Source organism: Sorangiineae bacterium MSr11367 (assembly GCA_037157805.1).
GTDB lineage: Bacteria > Myxococcota_A > Polyangia > Polyangiales > Polyangiaceae > Pendulispora > Pendulispora rubella.
The window spans coordinates 4,390,956-4,414,214 of sequence record CP089983.1 but is presented as its reverse complement, the minus strand read 5'-3'; the positions used below and the strand labels follow the sequence as shown (position 1 = coordinate 4,414,214).

Annotated in this window: 19 protein-coding genes; 8 read left to right on the top strand and 11 right to left on the bottom strand. The window is 63.3% G+C overall.

What is annotated here, in order from left to right; all coding sequences use genetic code 11:
- Positions 1–45 precede the first annotated feature (45 nt).
- The 3 genes from LVJ94_17670 to LVJ94_17660 form a co-directional block, all read right to left on the bottom strand.
- A complete protein-coding gene (locus LVJ94_17670) occupies positions 46–1,170 on the bottom strand; it encodes a substrate-binding domain-containing protein (GenBank protein ID WXB09049.1) in 1,125 nt (374 codons plus the stop codon).
- Positions 1,171–1,261: 91 nt separating this feature from the next.
- Complete coding sequence (locus LVJ94_17665) at positions 1,262–2,251, bottom strand: Virginiamycin B lyase (GenBank protein ID WXB09048.1); 990 nt, start codon at positions 2,249–2,251, stop codon at positions 1,262–1,264.
- Positions 2,252–2,465: 214 nt separating this feature from the next.
- On the bottom strand, positions 2,466–3,218 hold the full coding sequence (locus tag LVJ94_17660) for a methyltransferase domain-containing protein (GenBank protein ID WXB09047.1): 753 nt from the start codon (positions 3,216–3,218) through the stop codon (positions 2,466–2,468).
- 66 nt (positions 3,219–3,284) lie between these two features.
- On the opposite strand from LVJ94_17660, the gene LVJ94_17655 reads away from it, so the two are divergent.
- Both LVJ94_17655 and chrA read left to right on the top strand, forming a co-directional pair.
- A complete protein-coding gene (locus LVJ94_17655; GenBank protein ID WXB09046.1) occupies positions 3,285–4,181 on the top strand; it encodes a LysR family transcriptional regulator in 897 nt (298 codons plus the stop codon).
- 16 nt (positions 4,182–4,197) lie between these two features.
- Positions 4,198–5,307 (top strand): chromate efflux transporter, encoded by a 1,110-nt coding sequence (gene chrA / locus LVJ94_17650; GenBank protein ID WXB09045.1) that lies wholly within the window; start codon positions 4,198–4,200, stop codon positions 5,305–5,307.
- A 371-nt stretch (positions 5,308–5,678) separates the two neighbouring features.
- Here the strand turns inward: chrA and LVJ94_17645 are convergent, their stop codons facing one another.
- Positions 5,679–6,650 (bottom strand): oxidoreductase, encoded by a 972-nt coding sequence (locus LVJ94_17645; GenBank protein WXB09044.1) that lies wholly within the window; start codon positions 6,648–6,650, stop codon positions 5,679–5,681.
- 128 nt (positions 6,651–6,778) lie between these two features.
- Between LVJ94_17645 and LVJ94_17640 the strand changes: the two genes are divergently transcribed.
- A complete protein-coding gene (locus tag LVJ94_17640) occupies positions 6,779–7,681 on the top strand; it encodes an AraC family transcriptional regulator (protein ID WXB09043.1) in 903 nt (300 codons plus the stop codon).
- Positions 7,682–7,770: 89 nt separating this feature from the next.
- Here the strand turns inward: LVJ94_17640 and LVJ94_17635 are convergent, their stop codons facing one another.
- Positions 7,771–8,925 (bottom strand): aminotransferase class I/II-fold pyridoxal phosphate-dependent enzyme, encoded by a 1,155-nt coding sequence (locus LVJ94_17635; GenBank protein ID WXB09042.1) that lies wholly within the window; start codon positions 8,923–8,925, stop codon positions 7,771–7,773.
- 76 nt (positions 8,926–9,001) lie between these two features.
- On the opposite strand from LVJ94_17635, the gene LVJ94_17630 reads away from it, so the two are divergent.
- Positions 9,002–10,336, top strand: coding sequence for a PLP-dependent aminotransferase family protein (locus LVJ94_17630; protein WXB09041.1), 1,335 nt, complete (start codon positions 9,002–9,004; stop codon positions 10,334–10,336).
- A gap of 82 nt (positions 10,337–10,418) precedes the next feature.
- Here the strand turns inward: LVJ94_17630 and LVJ94_17625 are convergent, their stop codons facing one another.
- Positions 10,419–11,213, bottom strand: coding sequence for a hypothetical protein (locus tag LVJ94_17625; GenBank protein WXB09040.1), 795 nt, complete (start codon positions 11,211–11,213; stop codon positions 10,419–10,421).
- A 276-nt stretch (positions 11,214–11,489) separates the two neighbouring features.
- Positions 11,490–11,969: a VOC family protein gene (locus LVJ94_17620; protein WXB09039.1), complete on the bottom strand. Its 480-nt coding sequence runs from the start codon at positions 11,967–11,969 to the stop codon at positions 11,490–11,492.
- A gap of 1,130 nt (positions 11,970–13,099) precedes the next feature.
- Between LVJ94_17620 and LVJ94_17615 the strand changes: the two genes are divergently transcribed.
- On the top strand, positions 13,100–13,531 hold the full coding sequence (locus LVJ94_17615) for a DUF2252 domain-containing protein (GenBank protein ID WXB09038.1): 432 nt from the start codon (positions 13,100–13,102) through the stop codon (positions 13,529–13,531).
- 194 nt (positions 13,532–13,725) lie between these two features.
- Entirely contained in the window at positions 13,726–14,835 is a 1,110-nt protein-coding gene (locus tag LVJ94_17610) for a tetratricopeptide repeat protein (protein WXB09037.1), read from the top strand.
- A gap of 852 nt (positions 14,836–15,687) precedes the next feature.
- On the opposite strand, the gene LVJ94_17605 is transcribed toward LVJ94_17610, so the two are convergent.
- A complete protein-coding gene (locus LVJ94_17605) occupies positions 15,688–16,032 on the bottom strand; it encodes a hypothetical protein (protein ID WXB09036.1) in 345 nt (114 codons plus the stop codon).
- Between the two features lie 308 nt (positions 16,033–16,340).
- Here LVJ94_17605 and LVJ94_17600 point away from each other — a divergent pair, with 308 nt between their 5' ends.
- Both LVJ94_17600 and LVJ94_17595 read left to right on the top strand, forming a co-directional pair.
- On the top strand, positions 16,341–17,015 hold the full coding sequence (locus LVJ94_17600) for an RNA polymerase sigma factor (protein ID WXB09035.1): 675 nt from the start codon (positions 16,341–16,343) through the stop codon (positions 17,013–17,015).
- Positions 17,016–17,222: 207 nt separating this feature from the next.
- The gene (locus LVJ94_17595; GenBank protein WXB09034.1) at positions 17,223–17,555 is read left to right on the top strand and encodes a c-type cytochrome; all 333 of its coding nucleotides are present in this window, start codon (positions 17,223–17,225) and stop codon (positions 17,553–17,555) included.
- A gap of 115 nt (positions 17,556–17,670) precedes the next feature.
- Here the strand turns inward: LVJ94_17595 and LVJ94_17590 are convergent, their stop codons facing one another.
- The 3 genes from LVJ94_17590 to LVJ94_17580 all read right to left on the bottom strand — a co-directional run bounded on the left by LVJ94_17590 (position 17,671) and on the right by LVJ94_17580 (position 21,793).
- Positions 17,671–18,018 (bottom strand): hypothetical protein, encoded by a 348-nt coding sequence (locus LVJ94_17590; GenBank protein WXB09033.1) that lies wholly within the window; start codon positions 18,016–18,018, stop codon positions 17,671–17,673.
- Between the two features lie 664 nt (positions 18,019–18,682).
- Positions 18,683–19,480, bottom strand: coding sequence for a hypothetical protein (locus LVJ94_17585; protein ID WXB09032.1), 798 nt, complete (start codon positions 19,478–19,480; stop codon positions 18,683–18,685).
- 1,851 nt (positions 19,481–21,331) lie between these two features.
- A complete protein-coding gene (locus LVJ94_17580; GenBank protein ID WXB09031.1) occupies positions 21,332–21,793 on the bottom strand; it encodes a hypothetical protein in 462 nt (153 codons plus the stop codon).
- Positions 21,794–23,259: the final 1,466 nt, after the last annotated feature.

Sequence of the window (23,259 nt, the reverse complement as noted above, 5' to 3'; positions counted from 1 at the left end):
CTTTGGGCGCAGCGCGGGGGTCATTGGATTTGCTTCAGCGCAGCTTCAGGGGCAGGCCGCAGTGCCGCAGTCGAGGGCCTTGTGACCCGAGGCTGCGGGATCCGTGCAGGCGATGAAGCCGGCGCCGGTCAGCTTCGTCTCGAAGCTGAGTTTCGTGGCGGCCGAGCCCTGGGGCGCGAAGCCGAATGCCCAGTTGTAGAACTTCGTCTCCTCGGCGTCGCGCGCGTTGGTCGTGCTCTCGTTGAGGTAGAGGAAGCGCGCGAACGCGTAGGCGCTCGCCGGGCTCGTGATGAGGTTGCGGATGTTCGCCGTGGTGGGCGTCTTGCCGGCAACGGAGAGGGCCTTGGCGGGCGCCTTCGCCGTGGCGCCGAGGCCGGCGTAGGCGAGGACACTGCTGTTGGCATTGGCGAGGCGGCCGATGCAGTCGGTCGCCGTATCGCTCGCCTGGCAGGGCGGCTGGATCGACGATGCGCCCGTGCCATCGGTGGAGAGCTTCGGGCCCTGCTCGGTGTCGACGACGACCTTGACGTCCGCGCAGAAGGCGGTGCACGCGAGGCCGGCGGCCGACAAGATCGACTTGAACGTGTCGGTCGTGCCCGACGCGTCGTCGCGGCGGTACTTCACGATGGTCGCCGACGGATTCGCCGCCGACGCGCCGTTGGAGAGGGTGCTCCACGTGGTCGCAGTGCAGGCGGCCGCGCTGCCGCTGCCGTCGGTGCCGCAGAACGCCTTGCGCACGTCCGCGAGGGAGAGATCCGAGATGGTCTGGCTGCTGGCGCTCCAGATGCCGATACCGTCGAGCGCGATGCGATTGCTCTTCTCGCCGGCCTGGCAGCCGTTGAGATTGCGCGACATCGGGGCGATCGACTGGTCACGCGTGCCGCTGCAGTACGTGGCACCGCTGTAAGTGACCGCTTGCCCGCGCAGACACTTCTCGCCGTTGCCGGAGCCGCTGCCGTAGTACACCAGGGTCGAGGGCGACGCCGCGAGGGCCGCATTCATGGCCTCCGCGAGCGTGTCCGACCCGAAAATCCCGTCGGCGCCGGGGCCGGTCAGGAACTCCTTCGTGCTGCCCACTTCTTCGTTTTCGCTGGCCCCGCCATTCGAACCACACGCGGCGACAGAGATGGCCGCAACGGCCGCCAGAATACCGACTTCAATCCTCTTCATGTTGGCCTCCAAAAAGATGTTCTCTTCGAGCGTTTGAAGCGCTTTCTCGATACGGAAAAGAATCGTCGACAAGGAAGTACGCCGTTACGCGTCAACGCGTCGTGACGGCGCGGACGCGACCGAGTCGCGCTCCGAATCGCTCGACGAACAAGAGATCGAGCGAGGCGCAGCCTCGGTACGGAAAGAAGGTGATTCCACTCGGGAGGGCCCCGGCATGCGGCAGGTCGAACTCCGTGAGAACGCCCGCGGGCGTGATGCGCGCGACTTTGTTGGCGTCCCCTTCGGTGAACCAAATGTTGGCATCGGGCCCGACCGTGATGCCTTGCGCCCCCGCACCGACGGCCAGGGGGTAGTCCGTGACGGCGCCTTGGCCATCGATGGCGGAAACGGATTTGGTCGTGGTAAACCAAATCTTCTTATCCGGCCCGGCGGTCAGTGCCATCGGCCTTCCGGCGGTGGTCGCGAGCGGATACTCCGTGACCGCACCCGACGTGGTGACCATGGCGATTTTGCGGGCGAAGAACTCCGCGACCCACAAATTGCCCGTGGAGTCGCGGGTGATGCCACGCGGTTGGGAGGCGGCAGTGGGTAGAGGAAATTCCGTCACGTCCCCGGAGGTCGTGATGCGAGCAACCTTGTTGGCCGTGGCTTCGGTGAACCATAGATTCCCGTCCGAGCCCGACGTAATCCCGAATGGGTTCGAATTGCCCGTGGGAATGGCGTATTCCGTCACCTCACCGCACGTGGAAATGGCGCCAATCTTGTTGCTTCCCGACTCGACGAACCAAAGGCGGCCATCGGGTCCGGCGGCAATACCGAGCGGTCCCGAACCCGCCGCCAAAGCATATTCCGTAACGTTGCCCCACGAATCGGCTGCGCGAATCCTGTCGTTCGAGCCGTCCGTGATCCACACCCGCTTGTCGGAGCCCACCGCGATGTAGGCGGAGTCCGAACCCGCGGAGAGCGGGAATTCATCGATGGTCCCAGCATCCTTTGCCTGACACTTGCCTGCGCTCGCCGGCGTCGCGATGACGCTTCCCACCGCCATCGCGAGCGAGGCTGCGATCGACATCGTCTTCATGTGTCGCCCCTTGGAGCATGGGGTTTGCCGGGGGTCCACGAACGATAAGGTCCCCACCCTCGGACCTCGCCGGCATCGCTCCTTCGTCAGGCGGCAACCTAGCGTCGCGGCGAACTTTCACCCGCGACGATTGCGTTACTTAATTACGACTGCACCGACATGGCCGAAACGGGGCATTGTTGGCCATTGTCACAATTGTGGATAACTTTTCAATTCATTGGACGAGGGCTGCCATGACGACGTCGTCCCAACGCTGCCATACGACATTGGCCTCGACGAATCCCGCCTGACGCAGCGCCGCAAGATGAAAGTCCAGGGTAATCGGCTCTTCGCCGTGCCGGTCGCCAAAGCGGCGGCGACGTTCTTGCCATAGTTCCGTAAACGCAGAATCGCCGGAGATCTCCTCCCACCAGGCTTCCCACGTGTCGCTGCCGCGTGCGTCGGCGTCGCGCTGAACGAGATCGCGCCGCGCTTTGGCGATACGGGCAAGCCGCGGTTCCTCCCATGCGGGGGCGACATGGTCGCCGTTCATCAAGACGCCGCCCGGTCGGAGCAGACCGGCGAGCTCGCGGTAGACCCGGGTCAGCTCGGCGCCACTGAGCCAATGAAGCGCGGTGGTGCTGACCACGGCATCGAAGCCGGGCGAAAGACGCGCTTCCTTCCACCACCCCGCGTGGCGAAGGTCGGTCTCGACCCACGCGCGCCTGGGATCCCCGGCGTGCGCCGTGCGCGCAAGGCCGAGGAGCACGGGATCGAAATCGACCCCCGTGACGTGCGCACGCGGAAATCGAGCGGCGAGCCGGCTGCCGAGGCTGCCGGGGCCGCAGCACAGGTCGAGAATCTTGGGCTCGGCGGGGCCGACCTCCTCCAGTACGTCACCGATGACGGTGAAGCGCTCTTCGCGGCGCTCGATGTAGCGCTCCTGTTGCGTGTCCCATCGCTGAATCCATTCGTGTGCGTTGCTCATGGTTCACACCATGGAGGAAGGGCGCGCAGGCGATAAGTCTCAAAAATGTGATAGATCATAACAATTGTGAAACCACCCACGCTCGAATGGAGCGATGTCCGCATCTTTCTCGCCGTGGCGTCGAGCGGCAGCTACGCCAAGGCCGCGCGCCAATGCGGGGTGAGCGTCATGACGGTGGGGCGCCGCGTCCAGGCGCTGGAGGCCGCACTCGGCGTGCCGCTCATGGAACGGATGCCCGTGGGCTACCGGCCCACGTCGGAGGGGCATGCGCTCCTTCCGGCCGCCACACAGATGGCCGCCGCGGCGGACGATTTGGTGCGTGCGGCCAACTTGCGCGATCCGCGCGTCGTGCGGCTGTCGGCCAATGAATGGGACACCATGTTCGTGGTGCGGCACGTCGGGGCGCTGCGGGCCATCGTTCCGCGGCTCGACGTGGAGGTGCAGATGGCCCACCAGCCGCCGAGCCTCGCGCGCAGGGAGGTCGACGTGGTGCTCACGGCGAAGCTCCCCACGGAGGGCGATCTCGTGTCGCGGAAACTCGGCGCGATGACCTTCGCGATTTACGGCGCGTCGACGTACGTCGCCCAGCACCGACTCGCAAAGGGCGAGAAACGCTACACGGCGTGCGATTGGGTCGGATTCGACGCCGAGCACGAATACATGCCGGTCTCGCGCTGGCTCACCGAGCGGCGCCGCGCCCCGGCCACGTTCCGCTTCACCAACGCGGTGGCCATCCTCGAGGGGGCGCGCGCCTCGGTGGGGTTGGCGCTCCTTCCCTGCTGGATCGCGGACTCGGATGCGGGGCTGGTGCGTGTTTCCGGGGTGTTGGACGATCTGACGCAAACGACGTATGCGCTGTTTTCCCACGATCGCCGCCGCGATCCGGTGCTGCGGGCCGTCGTGGACGGGCTCGCTCGCGTCTTCCGCACCCAGGCAACCGCGCTGCACGGCGGAGCCAAATAGGTATACTCCGACCCGCATGTTGCGCGAGCTCGCGTGGGCTTTCCTCAAGCTGGGTCTCACGGCATTCGGTGGCCCGGCCGCGCACATTGCCATGATGGAGAACGAATTCGTCCGGCGCAGGCAATGGCTCGCGCACGAGCGCTTTCTCGATCTGCTCGGCGCGGCGAACCTCATTCCCGGCCCCAGCTCGAGCGAGCTGGCGATTTACATCGGCTACGAACGCGCCGGCTGGCGCGGGCTGCTCGTCGCGGGTGCGGCCTTCGTGCTGCCTGCGGCGCTGATGGTGACGGCCATCGCATGGGCGTACGTCCATTTTGGCTCGCTGCCGCAGCTCGGGGGCGTCCTCTATGGCGTCAAACCGGTGGTCATCGCCGTCGTGGTGCAGGCGCTCTGGGGGCTCGCGCCCAAGGCGGTTCCAACCCGCGGCATGGGCGCGCTCGCGGCGCTCGCGGGTGTGGCCATCGCGTGCGGGCTCGAGGCACTCGCCGTGCTCGTCGGTGCAGGGGCGCTCTCCCTCGCGCTGCATCGCATGCGGCATCGCTCGGGGGACGAGTCCATCCTCGCCCTCTTCGCGCCGGCGCTGGCGCTGGGCGGTAGCTCGTTCAGCCTGGTGACGCTTTTTCTCACCTTCGTGAAGATGGGCGCAATCGTCTTTGGCAGCGGCTACGTGCTGCTCGCGTTCTTGCGCGCCGATTTCGTCGACCGGCTGCACTGGCTCACCGAGGCGCAGCTTCTCGACGCTGTGGCCGTTGGCCAGATCACACCCGGGCCGGTGTTCACGACGGCGACGTTCATCGGCTACGTCATCGCCGGTCCGGCCGGCGCCGCCGTCTCCACCGTCGGGATCTTCCTTCCGGGCTTCGTTTTGGTCGCCGCAACGCGGCCCATCCTCGGGCGCATGCGCCGCTCGCCCGGTGCGGGCGCCTTTCTCGATGGGGTCAACGCCGCGACGCTCGCCTTGATGGCCGTGGTCACCGTGCAGCTTGCGCGCTCGGCGTTGGTCGATGCGGTCACCGCGATCCTCGCCGTAGCGGGCGCCGTGTTGCTCGTCCGCTTCAAAGTGAACACCACGTGGCTCGTTCTCGGCGGCGCACTCGCCGGCGTGGCCGTGCGCGCACTCGGGTAACGAAAAGCCGATCACGGACCGAGCGCCTGCCCGTTGTCACTGGAATCCCGACGCTCGCACACGATGTGCCGCTCTTCACATCGACAGCAATCTTGCATTGAGTCTTTCCGGCAGCGTACTTGGCACCGGGAATCTGGCCGATGCGGTAACCACGCCCATTCGCGATTGGGACGCTCCGTCGAACGCGGAGATTCCCACGTGGACGGAGGCCAGTCAGGAGCTCATCGTGACCGCTCATTGAAGCAGCGACTTTCTGCGGCAAGCGACGCGTTCGGGGTGGTGCGTTGAGGTTCCAGACCTTGGGTCTTTCGCTTTTGTGCAGAGTATTCGTCGATCAACCCGACTTTGCTGCGCCCCCGTGTGTCGGCTCGCTATCGCAACAGCAGACATTCGCTCAATGCCCAGAGCCGCTCGGCCGCTTCAGGATCGATGGCATGTGGCATGACGCCGCCTCCGACCGATCCGCCTTTCCGAGGCGTGACGAGAGACGCAATGTCGTTGTTTTCGCAATATACCCCGCCCATTCCGTCAAGTATCGGGCTCGTCGCGCACCACACGCTCGTGGAAGCGCCCTGTTCGACGGTCTTCAACTGTTTCGAGGGGTCCAGTATCGTATTTCCATGCTCGTCGATGACGCCCAACGCGCGCAATTCGTCTCCGGATAGATACCTTCCCAGACCGGTGTTGGCGATGGCACCTGGGTGAACCGAAAAGCCACGAACGCCGTCCGACTTACCACGCCGGTCGAGGTGGACTGCGAACAGAACATTGGCGGTCTTCGATTGGCCGTACGCAAGCCATCGATCGTAATCGCGATGGTCGAAGTTGGGATCGTCCAACACGACTGGCGAACGACGATGCCCCCACGATGATACCGACACGACACGCGCACCGTTCGCCTTGCGGAGGGCAGGCCAAAGCCCCAACGTCAGCTGAAAGTGCCCGAGATGATTCGTCGCAAATTGCGATTCGAAGCCGCGAGCATCGCGTACGAGAGGGCAGGCCATGATGCCCGCGCTGTTCACGAGGATGTGCAGCGCTCGCCTCGAGGCGAGAAACGCTTTCACGAATCCGTCGATCGACGCAGGATCGAAAAGGTCCATGGGCTCGATGGCAACGCCATCGAGTCCTGCGAGCGCTGTTCGTGCCTTGTGCGGCGCGCGCGCGGGAACGATGACATCCGCGCCTGCCATCCGCAGAGCGCGAACCGTTTCGACTCCGATGCCGGAAGCACCGCCCGTAACGATGGCGACTTTGCCAGTGAGGTCGACATTTCCAACAACGTCGGCTGCGGTGGACGCAGCATCGAAGCCCGAGCCGATAGGTGACTGAGGGGTAGACATCCGAAAAACCTCCGTGGATGCGATGGAGATAGGCCTGGCTGCCCGGACTCTGAATGGTTAGGAGTCCCAACTACATGCGTGAGCGTTCGAATCCACCCTCCTCCATACGAGATGACCCCTTCTCCGATGTGCTGAAGCTCACCGCGGCTCAGTCCGTTGCGGCAGGCGGTTTCGTGATCGGCGGGGCCTGGGCATTGCGCTTTCCGGCGCCGACGAAGATCAAGTTTTTCGGTGTGGTGAAGGGCCAGTGCTGGCTACGCGTCGCGGGTGAAAAGAGTCCCGTGCAACTCAACGCTGGGGACGTGTTTCTCCTTTCGGCGCGCCGCTCCTTCGTTCTCGCAAGCGACTTGACGACGATCCCTGTCGACGCCTTGCCGCTGTTCGAAGGGCGCGAGGAAGCCATGATGAAGCTGGCCAAGCGCGAGGATTGCGTAGTCATTGGCGGCTACGTGCAGTTTGGCTCTCCGAGCGGCCAAATTCTGCTCGACGCGCTACCTTCACTCATCGTAGTGCCCGACTCGACGTCGCAAGCAACCATCTTGCATTTCATTCTCGAGCAGCTCGTGCGCGAACGCGTCGAGGACCTCCCAGGGGCGAGCGTGGTCTCGTCACAGTTCGGCCTTCTTTTGTTCATTCAGGTCCTGCGCGCCTATCTCGAATCATCGAGCCCCATCTCCGCGGGCTGGCTGCGTGCGGTCGGCGACAAACGGCTGGCCCCCGCACTGCAACGGATGCACTCGGATCCCGCGCGCGCATGGCAGCTTGGGGAGCTCGCGAAAGCTTGCGGCATGTCGCGTACGACGTTCGCGCTCTACTTCAAAGCCGTCGCGGGGGTTGCGCCCATTGCGTACCTCACGCGGTGGCGTATGCATCTTGCAGAACGCGCCCTGCGCGACGACGATACGTGCCTCGCCGAGCTCGCGCGCTCGCTTGGCTACGGGTCGGAGAGCGCATTCAGCAATGCCTTCAAGCGGATGACGGGCAGTGCACCAACGCATTTCCGAGATACGGCGCGCGGTAAAGATGAATAAGCTCAGCCCACATCATTTGGCCACGCGGCAAACGCCCGGCCGGCGGTAAAGTAGACGCAGCGGATCATTGACGGCGAGCTGACTGATTTTCACGGACCGAGTGCCTGCCCCACATCGGCGATCAGGTCATCCGTGTTTTCGATGCCGGCGGCGAAGCGGATCAACCCGGGTGTGATGCCTTGTTTCACGAGAACGTCGTCGTGGAGCCGGTTGCCGAACAACGCGGCCGGCTGCACCACCGTCGAGGAGACGCCGCCCAGGCTGGTGGCGTAGACCGCCAGCCGCAGCTTCTCGATGAATGCGAGCCCCGCCGAGTAGCCGCCCTTCAAATCGAACGTCACGAGACCGCCGAACCCGGACATCTGTCTGCGCGCGAGCTCGTGCTGAGGGTGCGACGGCAGACCCGGATAGAAGACCCTCTCCACCCGTGGATGCTCCTCGAGGAAGCGTGCGAGCGCGAGCCCGGTCTCGTTCTGCCGCAGGACGCGCAGCTCCAGCGTGCGAATGCCCCGAAGCGCGAGCCAGGCGTTGAACGGCGCGGCAGTGGCGCCGGTGGTCACGCTCAAATCCCAGATGCGCTCCACCAGCGCTCGCGACGCCGTCACGCTCCCGGCCAGGAGATCGTGATGGCCCCCGATGTACTTGGTGGCGCTGTGCAGGACGATGTCGACGCCGAAGTCCATCGGCCGCTGATTCACCGACGTCGCGAACGTGCTGTCGCAGCACGTGAGGATGCCGTGCGATTTCGCCAGATCGCAGACGGCCCGCAGATCGGTGAGGTGCAGCAGCGGATTGACCGGCGTCTCCAGCACGATGAGCTTCGTGTTCGGCTGGATGGCGCGCTCGAACGCTTCAACCCGCGTTTGGTCGACCCTCGTCGCCGTGACGCCGTACCGGGGTAGCACTTTGTCCAGCATCTCCGTGATGCCGATGTAATGACTCTGCTGCCCGACGATATGATCGCCGTTCTGAACGAACGCCATCAACGTGGTGGCGATGGCGCCCATCCCCGACGCGAAGATCATCCCAGTCTCTCCGCCTTCGAGATCGGCGATCACCTTGGCGAGCCGCGCGCTCGTCGGGTTGCCGCGGCGCGTGTAGTATTCGCTGGCCATCGGGGCGGTGATCTCCGCGAGGTGCTTTACGTCGCGCGCGATATAATTCACCGACTGATGCAGGGAGGGCGAGACGCTCGGCCCATCGTCGAGACCGTCGTCGGCGTGCAGCAAGTTCGTGGTGAGCATGGTTGCAAGGCAAAATGGTATCGGTACAATCGAGGAGCAATTGATTTATTGCTCTCGGAGCAATAATGCGCGCCACATGGATAGTTACCAGATCATCGCCAATTCGATCGCGGCCGACATCGCATCGGGCCGGCTGCGTCCGGGCGATCGTCTGCCCCCGCAGCGCGAGTTCGCGGATCGACGCGGCATTGCGACGTCGACGGCGAGCCGCGTTTACGCCGAGCTCGTGCGGCGCGGGCTGGTGGTCGGCGAGGTGGGGCGCGGCACGTACGTGCGCGCGGCACCGGAGCCGCCGAGCCCCACGTTGGTGGAGCCTCCGGATGCGTCGGTGAATCTCGAGCTCAACTTCTCCATCTTTCCCGAGCAGGTGCCCGAGATGGCGCCGGCGCTCGCGACCCTGGTTCACGAGGACGCGCTCGGCGATGCCCTGCGCCCGCTCGGTGCCGCAGCGACGCGTCGTGCGCGCGAGGTGGCCGCCGCGTTCTTGTCGCGCCATCGCTGGTCGCCGGAGCCCGACGGGGTGCTCTTCACCGGCAGTGGACGGCAGGCCATCGCCGTGTCGATGGCCGCGCTCACGCCGATAGGCGGCGCGGTCGGTGTGGAGGCGGTGACGTATCCCATCGTCAAAGGCATCGCCGCGCGCCTCGGCATCACCTTGGTTCCACTCGCGCTCGACGGCGAAGGGGTGCGGCCCGATGCGATGGTGCGAGCCCACCGGACGCGTCGATTATCTGCAATCTACATTCAACCGAGCCTGCACAATCCGCTCGGGATCAGCATGGGCCGCGCGCGCCGCCGCGATTTGGCGGCCGCGCTGAAGGAGACGGGCACCTTTGCCATCGAGGACGCCGTCTATTCGTTCCTGGCGGACGACGAGCCCGTCGCCGCGTTCGCATCACAGAGGACCATCTTGATCGACAGCCTCTCGAAGCGCGTCGCCCCCGGCTTGACGTTGGGCTTCATCGCCGCGCCGGAGCATCTCGCTGAAAAGCTTGCGGCGACGATTCGATCCGGCGGATGGCTCGCGCCGGCCTTTTCGGTCGCGGCCGGCCTGCGCTGGATGGCCGACGGCACCGCCGCACGCATCGCCACCGCCAAGCGTGCACACGCGGCTGCCCGTTACCAACTCGCCCGCGAGCTCCTTCGCGGGCTCACGATGCGCGGAGATCCGCGCGCCTTTCACGTTTGGCTCGAGCTGCCCGACGTGTGGCGCGCGGACACGTTTGCCGCGGCTGCAGCCCGCCGCGGTATTGCCATTACGCCCGCGAGCGCGTTCACCGTCGGGGCCGGACACGCCCCCAACGCCGTGCGTCTCGCGCTGGCCGCACCTTCACGCGATGCGCTCGCGGGCGCTTTGCAGAAATTGCGGCGCCTCGCGCTCGCGAGCCCGGACGAAACCCTCGCGGAGTGACGCCAGGGAATCGCGGTGGGTTAGGGCTGCGCCGTTTTAGGGCGAGAAGCTCTACGACGGTAACACCATTTGAAATGCGAAATTAGAAGCGGGCGCCGATGACGATGCCACTCGCGTGGGGCAAGATGAGCGGCGTGAGCGTCCAACGGACGGATTCGCGCGCATCTTGGGCGGAGCTCAGGTCACCGGCGAAATAGCGTTTGCGCGCGCGAATGGCGCCCACGGGCTGCGTCAGGATTTGCGTTTCGCCCATGCCGATGGCAATGCCGGCTGAAATGGAATTGTCGACCCAATCGTCGAGGACATATCCCATGATCACCCCGAGCGCCACGTTGATGCCGATCTCGAGGGCGTGGTTGTACCACGCGATGCCGCTCTCCTCTTGCGCGGCATCGCGCTCGAGAAGCACCTCCGCGCGGGCGACGGCGGCGCAGGTTCCCAGTGTGCTCTCCGGAACGCCATCGAGCTCGCGCGAATCCGCCATCACGCTGAGTGGAAACAACACCAGCAAGGCCGGTGGAATCAGGGCGGCGCCCGCCCAGATGAAGTCCCATGTACGCTTGACTCGGTCGGTCTCGAAAACGCCGAGAGTGAAGCTGGCCGCGCCTGCCGCGGTGTTTCCCAGGCCCCAACCCCAGCTCCAGAGCCGGGCGTTCGCGGCATCGCGATGCAAGCGGTCTCGAATGAAGCGCGTACGCTGGGCGGGGTCCATCTCGGCGAGGGACGCGTCCGCGCCCGCGGGCGCCTCGCACTTTTCGCTGACCGGATGCCCCGCATCGGCCGCGCGCGCCTCGTGGAAATGAACGCACGTCCAGGCCAAGGCGAAGGCCCCCACCGTTCGAAAATTCGTTCGCGCCATGGCCTTGGTACGCATCATCGCTGGACGTGCCGGGGAGTCACGTCACCCCGAGGGGTGACACCGCGTGTTTGCGCGCCTACCGGCGCATGTCCGATCCACGCGCGAAGGGCGACATCCGAATGTGGGCCGGTACGCGGCGCATTGCGCCCACCACCAACGCTCCTCGTGCAGGAGCGAGCACTTCGATTCGAAGCAGCGGTCAAGACTTGAACCCGACACCGACGGCCGAACCATTGCTGTTCGTCGGGCATCCAACGCGGAATGCGTGCACCGCGCCAACGACCCCGCATTGGTTCATGTTGATGCGACCGCAAAGACGATGCGCCAGCCATCGGGATCTTCGATGGTAACGGCGCCGGTCTTTTCCCAATATGGATTTTCCGGCTCGATAGGCTCGTATCCCCGGGCGGTGACACGCCGCACCATCGCTTCCACCGCCGCAGGGTCATTGAGGTAGAGCACGAGGAGATTGTCGCGTGTGGGGGCCGGGCACGGGCTTCCCTCAACGTGGCGCGTGAACTCCAGGTGATATTCCCACGATGGTAGTCCGACGAACACGCCATCGTACCCATCGTGCCCCTCGAAGCCGCCGAGACGCGGCAGGCCGAGGACGTCGACGTAGAATGCGACCACCTCGTCCAGGCGCGCGGTGGGACGCGCCACGCGAACCCGACGTACCGGCAGCGCGGAGGGCCACACGGGTCCCGCGGAAGGGGTAGCGCTCGATGTAAAGCTCACCGGAATCGCGTTGGGAACACTCTCGTCTTTGGTCATGGCAGCGGCGCATGTTCCCACGGATCCAGCGGCTCGTCCATGGCACGCGCCTTCCTCCTTCGTTGGCACCATTGGTCGGACGTAGCGGAAACCATCATTGAGATAGCCCTGTCGCGCCACCAACAATCCAATCACGCGTTCGGCACGGACTCTTTGACCGGCACATTCGCCCTAAACAAACGTCCCTTCTCATTGATCAAGAGCATCTCCCCATTAGACTGGGCGCAAAGTGCCCCGAGCATCTCGGGAGTAGGTACGCCGGCACAACAATCATCCGAGCTGTCAGTCTCATAACTTGAACGTATTCTCCAGGTGGCCTATCGAGGCATGTAGCCCTTGAAACGCCTACGCACACCAAAGTCTCTATTTCCGTTAAATTCGCCCAACAAGAACAAGAGCGCCATCTATACGAAGATTTCCCAAATCAAAATCAAGAAACCCTCGCATCGCGCGATGTACCACTGCACGAGCTATTGGGTGTTCCTCAACGATGGCCACGAGACCTCAAAATCTTGTAAACGCAACGCGTTGTGATCGATCATTTTGGCACCGTCCCCGACTCGACAGTCATTGAAGGAAGAAGATCGCCCTGGATAGGGTACTCCGGAAGACCTGCTCTGGTCTGGGTTGTGGGCCCTTGACGTACCCCCGTTACATCAAAGGCTTCGTCATTGAAGGAGAGTCTTACCGCGCGCGTCTCAAACCAACGATCGACGCCTCGGTGCCTGCGCCCGATGCTCCTGCGATGAAGTAACAGAACCATCCGCGGGCGCGTCGCCGCCACCAACCCACTCTCCGAAGGGCGGCCGCCTCTCGTCGCGGCCGCCCGTCGAGGTGGCCCCCTGCCCTTGCGAAAATCTTTTGATCCGCCAAGTTCGGAACACGATTTTCGATCCATGGACTTTGAGCCCGATCTGCGGCACCCCGTTCATGGTCGTTCGCTCCGTCTCCCTGGCCCCATGATCCTGCGAACTGGCAGGCGTCTAACGCGGAGTGCGTGCACCGCGCCAACGAAAGGCTAAGCCCGTCCCCGGGAACGCCGAAGCGTTGGCGCATCTGGGTAGAGTCGGTGCCGGACCTCGGTGCTCGTTCGCGTCCATGGTCCTTCTGGCAAGAAGGGAAAGGTCTGTTTGATCGATGTCAAAGAAGCTGGCACTACGATTGCACCGCGCTACAAAGGTGTTCCGATGCCGCGCTCGAATGCCGATCGCATCGTCATGGGTGCCAATCATCTCGCTCCCGCCTTGGGCAACCGGATGCTCGGTGCGCGGCTCTGTGAGAAGGCTGTCGTTCTTCGCGAGCTTCTCCCGCAAGACCTCAAATTCGACTTAGAAAATATTTGTCAGCAGGAAGCAATGAAGATCGCGCGCTACCTTGCCACCGTGGTCGCGCGAGCCCACGCACGACAGCTTGATGATGGCGAGCGTGCATCCTGGAAACGTGAGCTCGATCGCCATCGCACGAAATCTCTGGACGCAGCGTCATGGCTCTGGGCCAGCGTCGTCGATCTCATCGCCATTCACGAAGTCAGCTATCTAGCGCATTGCCGAAATACGCATTAGCGAGTGCGGTGCAGACGCGAGCGACGCCATCTCCGCCACCCTCCTGTCGCGATTGGCTGTCGCTTGGGTCCGCGCTCTCTCGGGCGATGGGACCCGAGCGCATTCCATCGCTGCCCATCGGCCACTCGCAGCATGAGGTAGACCATTGGCAGCGCCGCGGCGCCTCGGGGCCAGCGCATCGCTAGATTGGGACCATGATGCGAGAAAAGCACGCTTCGACGCGCGGGCGCGTGGCGATCGTTTTGGTTTCCTTTCTTCTGGGCGGATGCGCATCGCGCGCCACGACGCAGGCGGCTGCGGACGGCTCCGCGCTGCTGGCCAAGTCGGCGTCGACCCTGGCGCACGCGCAGGAGGGACAGGGTGAGTTCGATCGGGCCGAGCGCACGCTCCAATCGGCCATCGAGCAAGTGAAACGAGATGGCACGCCCGAAGCGCTCGCCGAGCTTCATGCGGCCCGCGCGTGGGTGGTCGTGCACCGCGCGTTTTACGGAAGCGTTGACGAGGCGGCGACCCGCAAAGCCATCGACGAAGCCAACGCGGTCGCCCGCGCAAGCACGAACCGCTCCGCCATAGCGAATGCTGCCGATGCGGCGGCGTTTCACGAATACCGCGACATCCTTTTCAACGGCGGAACCTATACAAAGGTCCGACGCGAATTCGAGCAGGTGGTGGCCGCGTACGAGGCGTTGGGCGATCTCGCGGGGCAGGCACGCGGCCTCTTTCACATCGGCCTCACGTACGAGCAAGAGGAAAAACGGGCCGAGGCACGGCCCTACTACGAGCGGTCCTTGGCGCTTGCCGAGCGCGCCGACGAGCCCGACGTACTTTCGTATCCGGTGCGCCATCTCGGTTACCTCTTTCTCGAGCAAGGCAACATCGAGGAAGCACTTCGTTACCAGCGCCGCTGTCTGTTCCTGCGCATCCGCGCCGGCCTGACGCGCAATATTCCATATACGTACATTGCCGTGGGGGAAGTCGAGATGAAAAAGGGGGAGCTCGCACGCGCTCGCCTCTATTTCAACGATGCTCTCGATCTCGGGCGCGAGCTGCACTCCGAGAGTGTGTCAGTCGGCGCGCACAACGCCTTGGGTCAAGTTGACGAGCGCGAGAACCAGCACGATGCAGCCGCACGCCACTATCAGGAAGCGTTGATCCTTGCCGAGAAGATGAAACGCAATGCGGACGTCAAAGAAGCTAGCGAGAATCTCGCCCGCGTCTACGACAAATTGGGCGATCGTGACCGGGCACAAAAGCATCGCCAGCGCGCGCACGAGGCCGAGGTAGCCATGAAATCGAAGACCTGACGCCGGCGGAATATCCAGCAAGCTGGCGCGAGGGTCGCCTATGATCGCCCCTTCGCACTATTGGACCGCAAAAGCGGCGTGCCGCTAGCGCAAAGCTCCCGCGGCCTCGGGCGAAGCTTCCGAAACGGTGGCGCCGAATTCGTTTTGCACTCCTCGCCGGAACTCGGCTGGTCGGGCTGGGAGCTTGGCGAAATCGTCCCATCTCTGCGAGTGAAGGCGTCGCTCCCCTCTATTTCAAGCAACTGACGGACGAGTACGGCTTGGACTTCTTCAAGAAGCTCATCGCGCAGAATCCGAAGTTCGTTCGCGGCACACAAGATGCGGGCGATCTGGTCCGCAATGGTTCGTATGCGGCCGCCTTCGGTGTGGGCGGGCCGCTCATGTTGCAGCCCGGCCATACCGCCGCCTTTTCGCTTCCCAGAAGCGGTCCATGGGTCACATGGGCACAGACGCCCGCCATCCTCAAGAACGCCCCGCACCTGGCTGCAGCCAAGCTTTACGTGAGTTGGGTGCTGTCGCATGCCAACCAGCAGAATTTTATCCGCACATGGACCTGGAGCGCCCGATCGGACGTCGCGCCGCCTGATGGTTACGAGTCCATTTGGAAGTATCGAAACGCCGACCCACGGGCGCTGCCGGCATTCATGAGCGACCGTGCGGCACTCCCCGCCCGGTGGCGGAGGACCTTCGAGCATCGCATGACATTGGAGCAAGCGGCGCCAGTGACTACTTACGTTCGGGGTGCAAATAACTCGGAGAATCGGGCGACCTATCGATCAGCACTCTCCAGGAGGTGCTGCCAATGCACTTGGGAATCCATGAGAAGGGTGTCATTGCCTGGTTTGCTATGGTCTAATCGGTATCTTGTCCACGCGTGCGCACATCCTGCTGGTCGACGACCATGAAGACAGCCGCATGCCATTTGCCTTTGCTTTGAAGCGCGCAGGATTTCGAGTGACGCAAGCGGGGGATGGCGAGGAAGCTCTGAACCGGGCCTTTGAAGAGGTTCCGGACGTGGTCGTAACAGACCTTCGTTTGCCGGTGATGGACGGTTGGCAGTTGATACGGGGCCTTCGCGGGGACCAGCGCACGGGGCACGTTCGGATCGCGGTCCTCACCGGTATGGGCGCCACGGCTGTCGACGGAGCTGACGTTGTACTCGTGAAGCCGTATTCGCCTCTCGATCTCGCCAGCCAAGTTCGGAATTTGCTAATTGGGTCCAGCACTCGAGGCCCATTCGCATTGCCATAGACATAGGGCTCGATCGAGCCGGTCTTGAACTTCTTGATAACAGACACGAGTTGCTGGTTTTCTTTACTCCCGGACCTCCCGAGGAAATCCCCTTCCCTCCTCGGGAGGTCCCTGCGCGAGTGGCCTTCCCTCGGAGCCATCGCATACGCTTCAGGCTGTCGCAAGATCGGCGGGGCTGGTCCGAGCCGGGCGCGTCGATGTTGGGAACCTTTCACCCCTGGCAGTACTCTCTCCGGTCAGAAAAGATGGACCATATGAACCGTCTGGAGCCGCCCAGCTTGGAACGTCGCGAGCTTGGCAGCGACGAGCAGGTCGTGGCGCGCATTCTTGGTGGAGAGGCGGACCTCTTCGAGGTCATCATGCGTCGCAACAACACTCGACTTTATCGGGCGGCCCGTTCGATTCTTCGCAGTGACGATGAAGCTGAGGACGTCATGCAGGACGCGTACGTTCGGGCGTACACGCACCTCGGCGACTTTCGCGGCGGAGCAGCTTTCTCGACGTGGCTGACGCGCATTGCGGTCCACGAGGCGCTCGCCCGCTTGCGGCGCCGGAAGAAGAACGTATCCATCGAGGATGAGTTCGGTACTGAGGACGAAATCATGGCTGTGGAACACCGGAGTCCTGAACAACGCACGCATGACAGGGAGCTTCGCGGGGCGCTCGAAGAAGCGATCGACGCGCTTCCCGTCGCATTCCGAACGGTCTTCGTTCTACGTTCGGTCGAGGAGATGAGCATCGCAGATACCGCGGCCACGTTGGGAATTCCCGAGGATACGGTCAAGACACGGCTTCACCGCGCGCGGCGGCTTCTTCAGGAGTCTCTGGTCGAACGCCTCGAAGCAGCAACTCGCGGTGCATTTGCGTTCGAGCGGCCCCGCTGCGACCGGATCATCGGCGGGGTGCTCGAACGAATTCGTACGCAGTAAACGACTTGACCGGGAACCCGAACGCTCTTCGCGACTCCGTTGTATATCCCGGCGACTCCGTTGGTCCGCGGGCAGAAAGGGAACACGTCCATGACGCCTCGAGGTCTCCTCTTATTCATTTGTTCTGCTGCAATCGTGTTCGGATGTGCAGGAGCGAAACAAGAAGGAGCGGAGTCTCCTGCGCCAACCGCAGCCGATGATGGGGAGGTGCAGGCGGCACGTGGCGCGAAGATCTACGACGCTCAGTGCGCCATCTGCCACGGAGCGAGCGGTCAGGGCACGCGTGAAGGTCCTGCCGTCGTGGGAAAGGACGCACTTCCGTTGGATCCACGGCCGAATCAGAAACTTCGAAAAAACCAATTCAAAACAGCCCTGGACGTCGCGCAGTTCGTCACGACGAACATGCCTCCGAAGAATCCGGGATCGCTCAAGGAAAGCGATTACTGGGACATCCTCTCTTTCGATTTGAAGGCCAACGGGGTGGCGGTCGCGGGCAAGCACATTGATGCGACGAGCGCCGCCGATATCAAACTGCACTAAATCCGTCCGGGGAACCTTCGGCTCGTTCGGCGCTCGATTTGCGGCAAACGAGGTTCGATACCGAGCTCTCTTCCTCCGATGTCGACGATGCGCAGCGGTGGGAAGTACGTTGGCTTCAACGTGCGACGGCGCGTGCGGGCGGCAGGGGCTCCCATTCCGCGACAATGTCTTCTGCGCACGTCGCGGTCACCGCATGTCGAAGCCATCGCTCGAGATGAGCAGATTCAGTGCATGCGAGAATTTTCGCTCGGACAGCATCGTTCACCGTGATGTTGCGCGCGCTCAAGATGAGAAGAACATCATCGGCGCGCGCTTTGGCGACTGCTTTCTCCACTTCTTCAGCGAGCTGACGCTTGAACATTTCGCTTCGGAATTTGTAGCCAGATAGGTCCACTCTTCTTTGATGCACCGTTGGTGCTGGAATCGCGACATGGTCGATGTTCAGCGCACACGCTGAATGCATGTCGGTGCTGTCATCTTCTTAACGTGCCCGTCAGATCCCATGCGACGAGCTGTCAAAATTTGCCAGATGCGCAAACAGCACATTTCGTTATTCCGAGAGTCGATCGACACACAAATAGGCAGACGCTCCGCGTCATTGCGAGTTCCCAGTAAGTACCCGCTGAGCGCGCGGTGCAGGTTCAAACTTCCACACCTCGTCCGGGGACAGGCCCACCGTGAGGCTCGAGTTGCCCACCTCCTTCCAGAATCTCGACTCGCTCTTCGGGGATGTCGAGCGTGCTCAGATCGCGCCGACCCTTCGGCTTGCGAGGCTCGCCAGGTGTCCCCCGCCGAACCAGGTGGTGACGTCTCGGTAGAAGCGTCGGGCCCAATGCTCGGCGTCAACTGCATTTTCCCATCGTGTTGCCTCACGAAGATATGCTACCGGCTCACTCACGCCCGTCGACGTGACACGGGGCTCCGGCAAAATGGCCTGGTGGAGGTGCGCCGCGGGCCATGTCTGGCGCGCCCGTATTGGCCATCGCACCAGCGCCGGTAGTGGTTACCCCACATGCGAGCTTCTCACCCGTCGCGGACGTCCGCCGATCTCCCGCCGCCGTGTCGCCCGAACTGTTCGGCTCCCGAAACATGGATTTTAGCAGCGTAGCCCCGTCCAACCCGTCCCCTCAGCGCGCCGAGCGATGCTTTCTACTGGATGACTGCGTCCCCGTCGACTCGAGGCGCATGTAAATGCCGTCGTTGTTCAAGTGGACGTCGGGGGCGTTCCTTCCTGGCGTATAGGGTTCGAAGGAAACAGCCAGATGGTCATCAAGGTCGAAGCGATGACCTGGAGCGACCATCGCGCCATTGACGAACCACTCCGCGAGTCGCCGAATCACCGGCTCCGTCGAAGTCATAGCCTGAAGGGCTACGGCGGTAACGAGATCCGGCCGCGCGAATTTTAGGAGCCCGCGCGTGTGCATCACGTGGCCCAAACCCGGTGTGGCGTCGGCTTCCGCGACGAAGTTCACCTCGTGGTCGAGATCGAACGCGCGATTAGGCTCCAAGCGGGCGACGGCGTCGCTCTCGTGCCAGCGTGAGGCATGCGCATCCAGGGTCACGGAGGATCCGCGTTCGGTGAGCCAAATCGCCGCCGCCCAAGCCGCCTGAAGGTGGCCAAGACTCGCAGGGTCATCCAGCTCGATCGAAACGGAATGAACGAATTCCGCCTCGCCGATTATCCCGTACTTCGCCGCTTCCTCGAGGAGTTCGCGCTGTGCCGCCTTTGCGCGCTCCGCCCACCCACTGTCCAAGCCTGCGTCGGCCACTTCCGGGCGCACCGCATCACGCCGCGCAAGGCTTTGTTCCTCGGCTTGCGGCTGCGTCCCGCCGCAGGCGAGCAAGAGCGGTGCAGCGAAGAACCAGGCGATACCTGTCACTGATCCGGCGAATGGCCGTTTTCTTCGGGCGACGAGAAGGCGCATGGCGAGCTCCTACCCGACAGCTCGACCAGACGAGCCCCGAGTTGCGTGAAAAGGACCAGTGCTCCTGCGACATCCGACGCGCCCTCAAAGAAATCATCAGGGAGCCCGGCGAGGAGGTCCTGCGGCTCGAGACGGAGACTCGCAAACTGGAGAGCGGCTTCGGTCGACACGGTAACGCCCACCGCGTGGCAGACCATGAGGTACCCGGTCTCATCCTGCTCGACGATCGAGCAACGCTTGCCGCCAGCTCGGCACGCTGTGCTCCGTCGATAGCCGCGGCGTGTTTGAGCTCCGCGAGCGACGCGGACCAAAGCGAATCCCAATTTGAAACTCCATGCTTCGTGTGTGGTCCATCGTGACGCGGCCAGGTTCGACGGCGCCACCCAACTACGGAGGAAGTCCGAATCACACCGCGCAAGGCAGATATCAACACCGAGCGGATTGCGCTGGGGTGCGTGCCTTTCCGACCAGGTGCGAGCGGCGTCCTTCAAGCGGTGTCGTGATCAAATAGAATAATACGAATCATCTCCATGGCATCGCGGCGTGGCACAACCGGTACGGTGAAAAATTCCTTCGGCTCGCCAAGTAGCGGACGCAGAAGCTGCGTAATAGTCATGGACGCTAAAACGAGTGTTCCTCCATTCGGGAGCGAATTCGCGCTGACGGCCGAGAAGCAAGCGTGTTTCCGGTTTCCGGATAGGGCTCTCGTGCGTTCCAACATCCAATCCACGTGCATGGAGAAGAGCCAAATGCAAAAAAAGAAGATCGGCTTGTGGCTGGCTAGTTGCGCATTCGTGCTTTTCGGTGTTTTGGCCGGATGCAGCGGAGCGGAAGAGCCCTCCGCCAGTACGGACTCGGCGCAGGACCTTCAGGATACGCCGGTGGGGACGACATGCGCGGCCATGCCGAACCAAACAGCGTTGCAGAGCAGAGACATTGAAGTATCGCTCAACCCCGGGGACGGAATCAGCGGGAAAATCTCAGCCGAACCCGCGGCCAAGTGTGTTTGCTGCGACCAACTCGTGGCCGCCGCTAGGCAATACTGCGCGAGTCGGGGCCGCCCGCTCGCCTATTCGATTTGCAAAGGTATCTGCGGGAAATGTGGGTGCGATAACGCGTATAATAACGCCGATTTTGCGTGCGGATGAAAGATTTCGCCTAAATCGAAACAAGGGTGACGAGTTCCGGCCCGAAGGCGACGGTTGCATTGCAGCATGCGCATTTCGGGTCGGAGCGTCACGAGCGAGTGGATTTGTTGGCCCGCATGATGTCGAGCCCAAGGTGCGCGAAGGGCACGTCTTCCTCATAAGCGCATTCTGCAAAAATGGGTTCTTCGGAGTCGCCGCCTGCTGTCCCAGCATTGCAGCAGAATGGCATCCGCGAAAGAACGGCTCGCTCACTCCCGCCGACGTGACACGGGGTTCCTGGCAAAGGCCATCGCACCAGCGCAGGCAGTGGCTGCCCAGCATGCGAGCTTCTCAGTCGTCGTGGCCGTCCACCCATCGCCCGCCGCCGGGTCGCGCGCCCCATTCGACTTTCGAATCATCGGAAGTAGAACAGCATCACCGTGTGCCGGCGCCCCGTCGGATCGAGCGCACGCATACTTCCACCGGCTATTTTTCCGGATTCGGAATATAACGCTTCGGCGCGTCTCCGGCCATGTTCAGGACGCCCTCCGTGAGCTCCTGGCAGTTTATGCAACATTCGCGGTCGCGGGAAACGCGGACCGATTTGGCCGCACACTATGCTCCCGAGGCCCTCGCGCAAGTTTGGGCTTGAGTGAATGGGGTTAGGGCCGCGCCGTTCTCGGGCAAGAAGCTCTACGACGGTAACACCATTTGAAATGCGAAATTAGAAGCGGGCGCCGATGACGATGCCACTCGCGTGGGGCCAGGTGAGCGGCGTGAGCGTCCAACGGACGGATTCGCGCGCATCTTGGGCGGAGCTCAGGTCACCGGCGAAATAGCGTTTGCGCGCGCGAATGGCGCCCACGGGCTGCGTCAGGATTTGCGTTTCGCCCATGCCGATGGCAATGCCGGCTGAAATGGAATTGTCGACCCAATCGTCGAGGACATATCCCATGATCACCCCGAGCGCCACGTTGATGCCGATCTCGAGGGCGTGGTTGTTCCACGCGATGCCGCTCTCCTCTTGCGCGGCATCGCGCTCGAGAAGCACCTCCGCGCGGGCGACGGCGGCGCAGGTTCCCAGTGTGCTCTCCGGAATGCCATCGAGCTCGCGCGAATCCGCCATCACGGCGAGTGGAAACAACACCAACAAGGCCGGGCGGCGCCCGCCCAGATGAAGTCCCATGTACGCTTGACTCGGTCGGTCTCGAAGACGCCGAGGGTGAAGCTGGCCGCGCCGGCCGCGGTGTTTCCCAGACCCCAACCCCAGCTCCAGATCCGGGCGTTCGCGGCATCGCGATGCAAGCGGTCTCGAATGAAGCGCGTCGCACCTCTCGCTGGCCGGATGTCCCGCATCGGCCGCGCACGCGTCGTGGGAATGAACGGACATCCAGGCCAAGGCGAAGGCCCCCACCGCTCGAAAGTTCGTTCGCGCCACGGCCCTTGTTACGCATCATCGCTGGATGTGCCGGGGAGTCACGTCACCCCGAGGGGTGACGCCGCGCGTTTGCGCCTACGGGCGCATGCCCCGATCCACGCCGAAAGGCGACATCCAAATGTGGGCCGTACCCGTCCAACGCGGCATGCGTGCACCGCGCCAACGAAAGGCTAAGCCCGTCCCCGGGCGCCCGATCTCGCCGACCGCGAGCAGCGCGCCTCGGGCATCGACCAGATGCTCCACGGAATCGGTCCACCCGGCAACGCACGCTCGGCTGAACAAAACGCACAAAACGAAAAAGGTGCCACTGGGCCTGTCACCAGTGACACCTTTAGGATTTCGCTACTTCCAACAAGCACATATCTGCGGGGCGGACGGGACTCGAAAACGACGAGAGCGTGAATTTGCGGGAGAATTCGCAAGATGCCGTCGTTGAAGACGAGAGCGAATCGCGCGTAAGTACGCGAAACCCCGTTCCGGCTCGGACGGTGGACCAACCCGGTGGACCGGTGGAGGACGATGTCTCGCGACTCACGCGCGCAATCGATCGAGCGAGCGCGGCGGGTCAGTGGCACATCGTTGAAGTCCTCGCGCGGCAGCTCGACCGGCTGTCCGGAGGAGGGCGATGAACGAGGCGCCCGCCGGGAGGTCGAGGCCGGACGGCGTGTGCGAGTTCGTCGAGAGAAAACGTCAACGCGAGATGAGCGAAATGAAGAGGTGACAGGATGAGCGGACGAATCCGAACGATCAAACCCGAGCTCCTCGAGGACGCGGTCACTGCACGCCTCTCGAGCGTCGCGTTCAGGACGTTCATTGCACTTATCGTCCTGGCAGACGACTACGGGAACTTCCGCGCCGAGCCGCGCTTTCTCGAAGGGCACATTTTTTGGTCGATGACACCAGAGAAGCCCCTTGAGGAAGTGCTCCTAGAGCTCGAGCGCGGACGCCTGGTGCTCTTTTATGTCGTTCGCGGTCAGCGGTACGGGAGCATCCGCACTTGGTCGAAGAATCAAAAGGTGCAGAAGGTTGGGCAGCCGCACGTCCCAGGACCGGACGAGGCCGACGGTTCGGAACGACCGATCAAGAATCGCGGGTCGGCTCAAACATCGAGTTCACTCGAACGAACACCATGTGCGATGGATTCCAGAGAGTCTCTGGAGAGTCTCCAACTGTCTCTTCCCTCCCCTCCAGGGAGTCTCCGGACTGACCTAGAC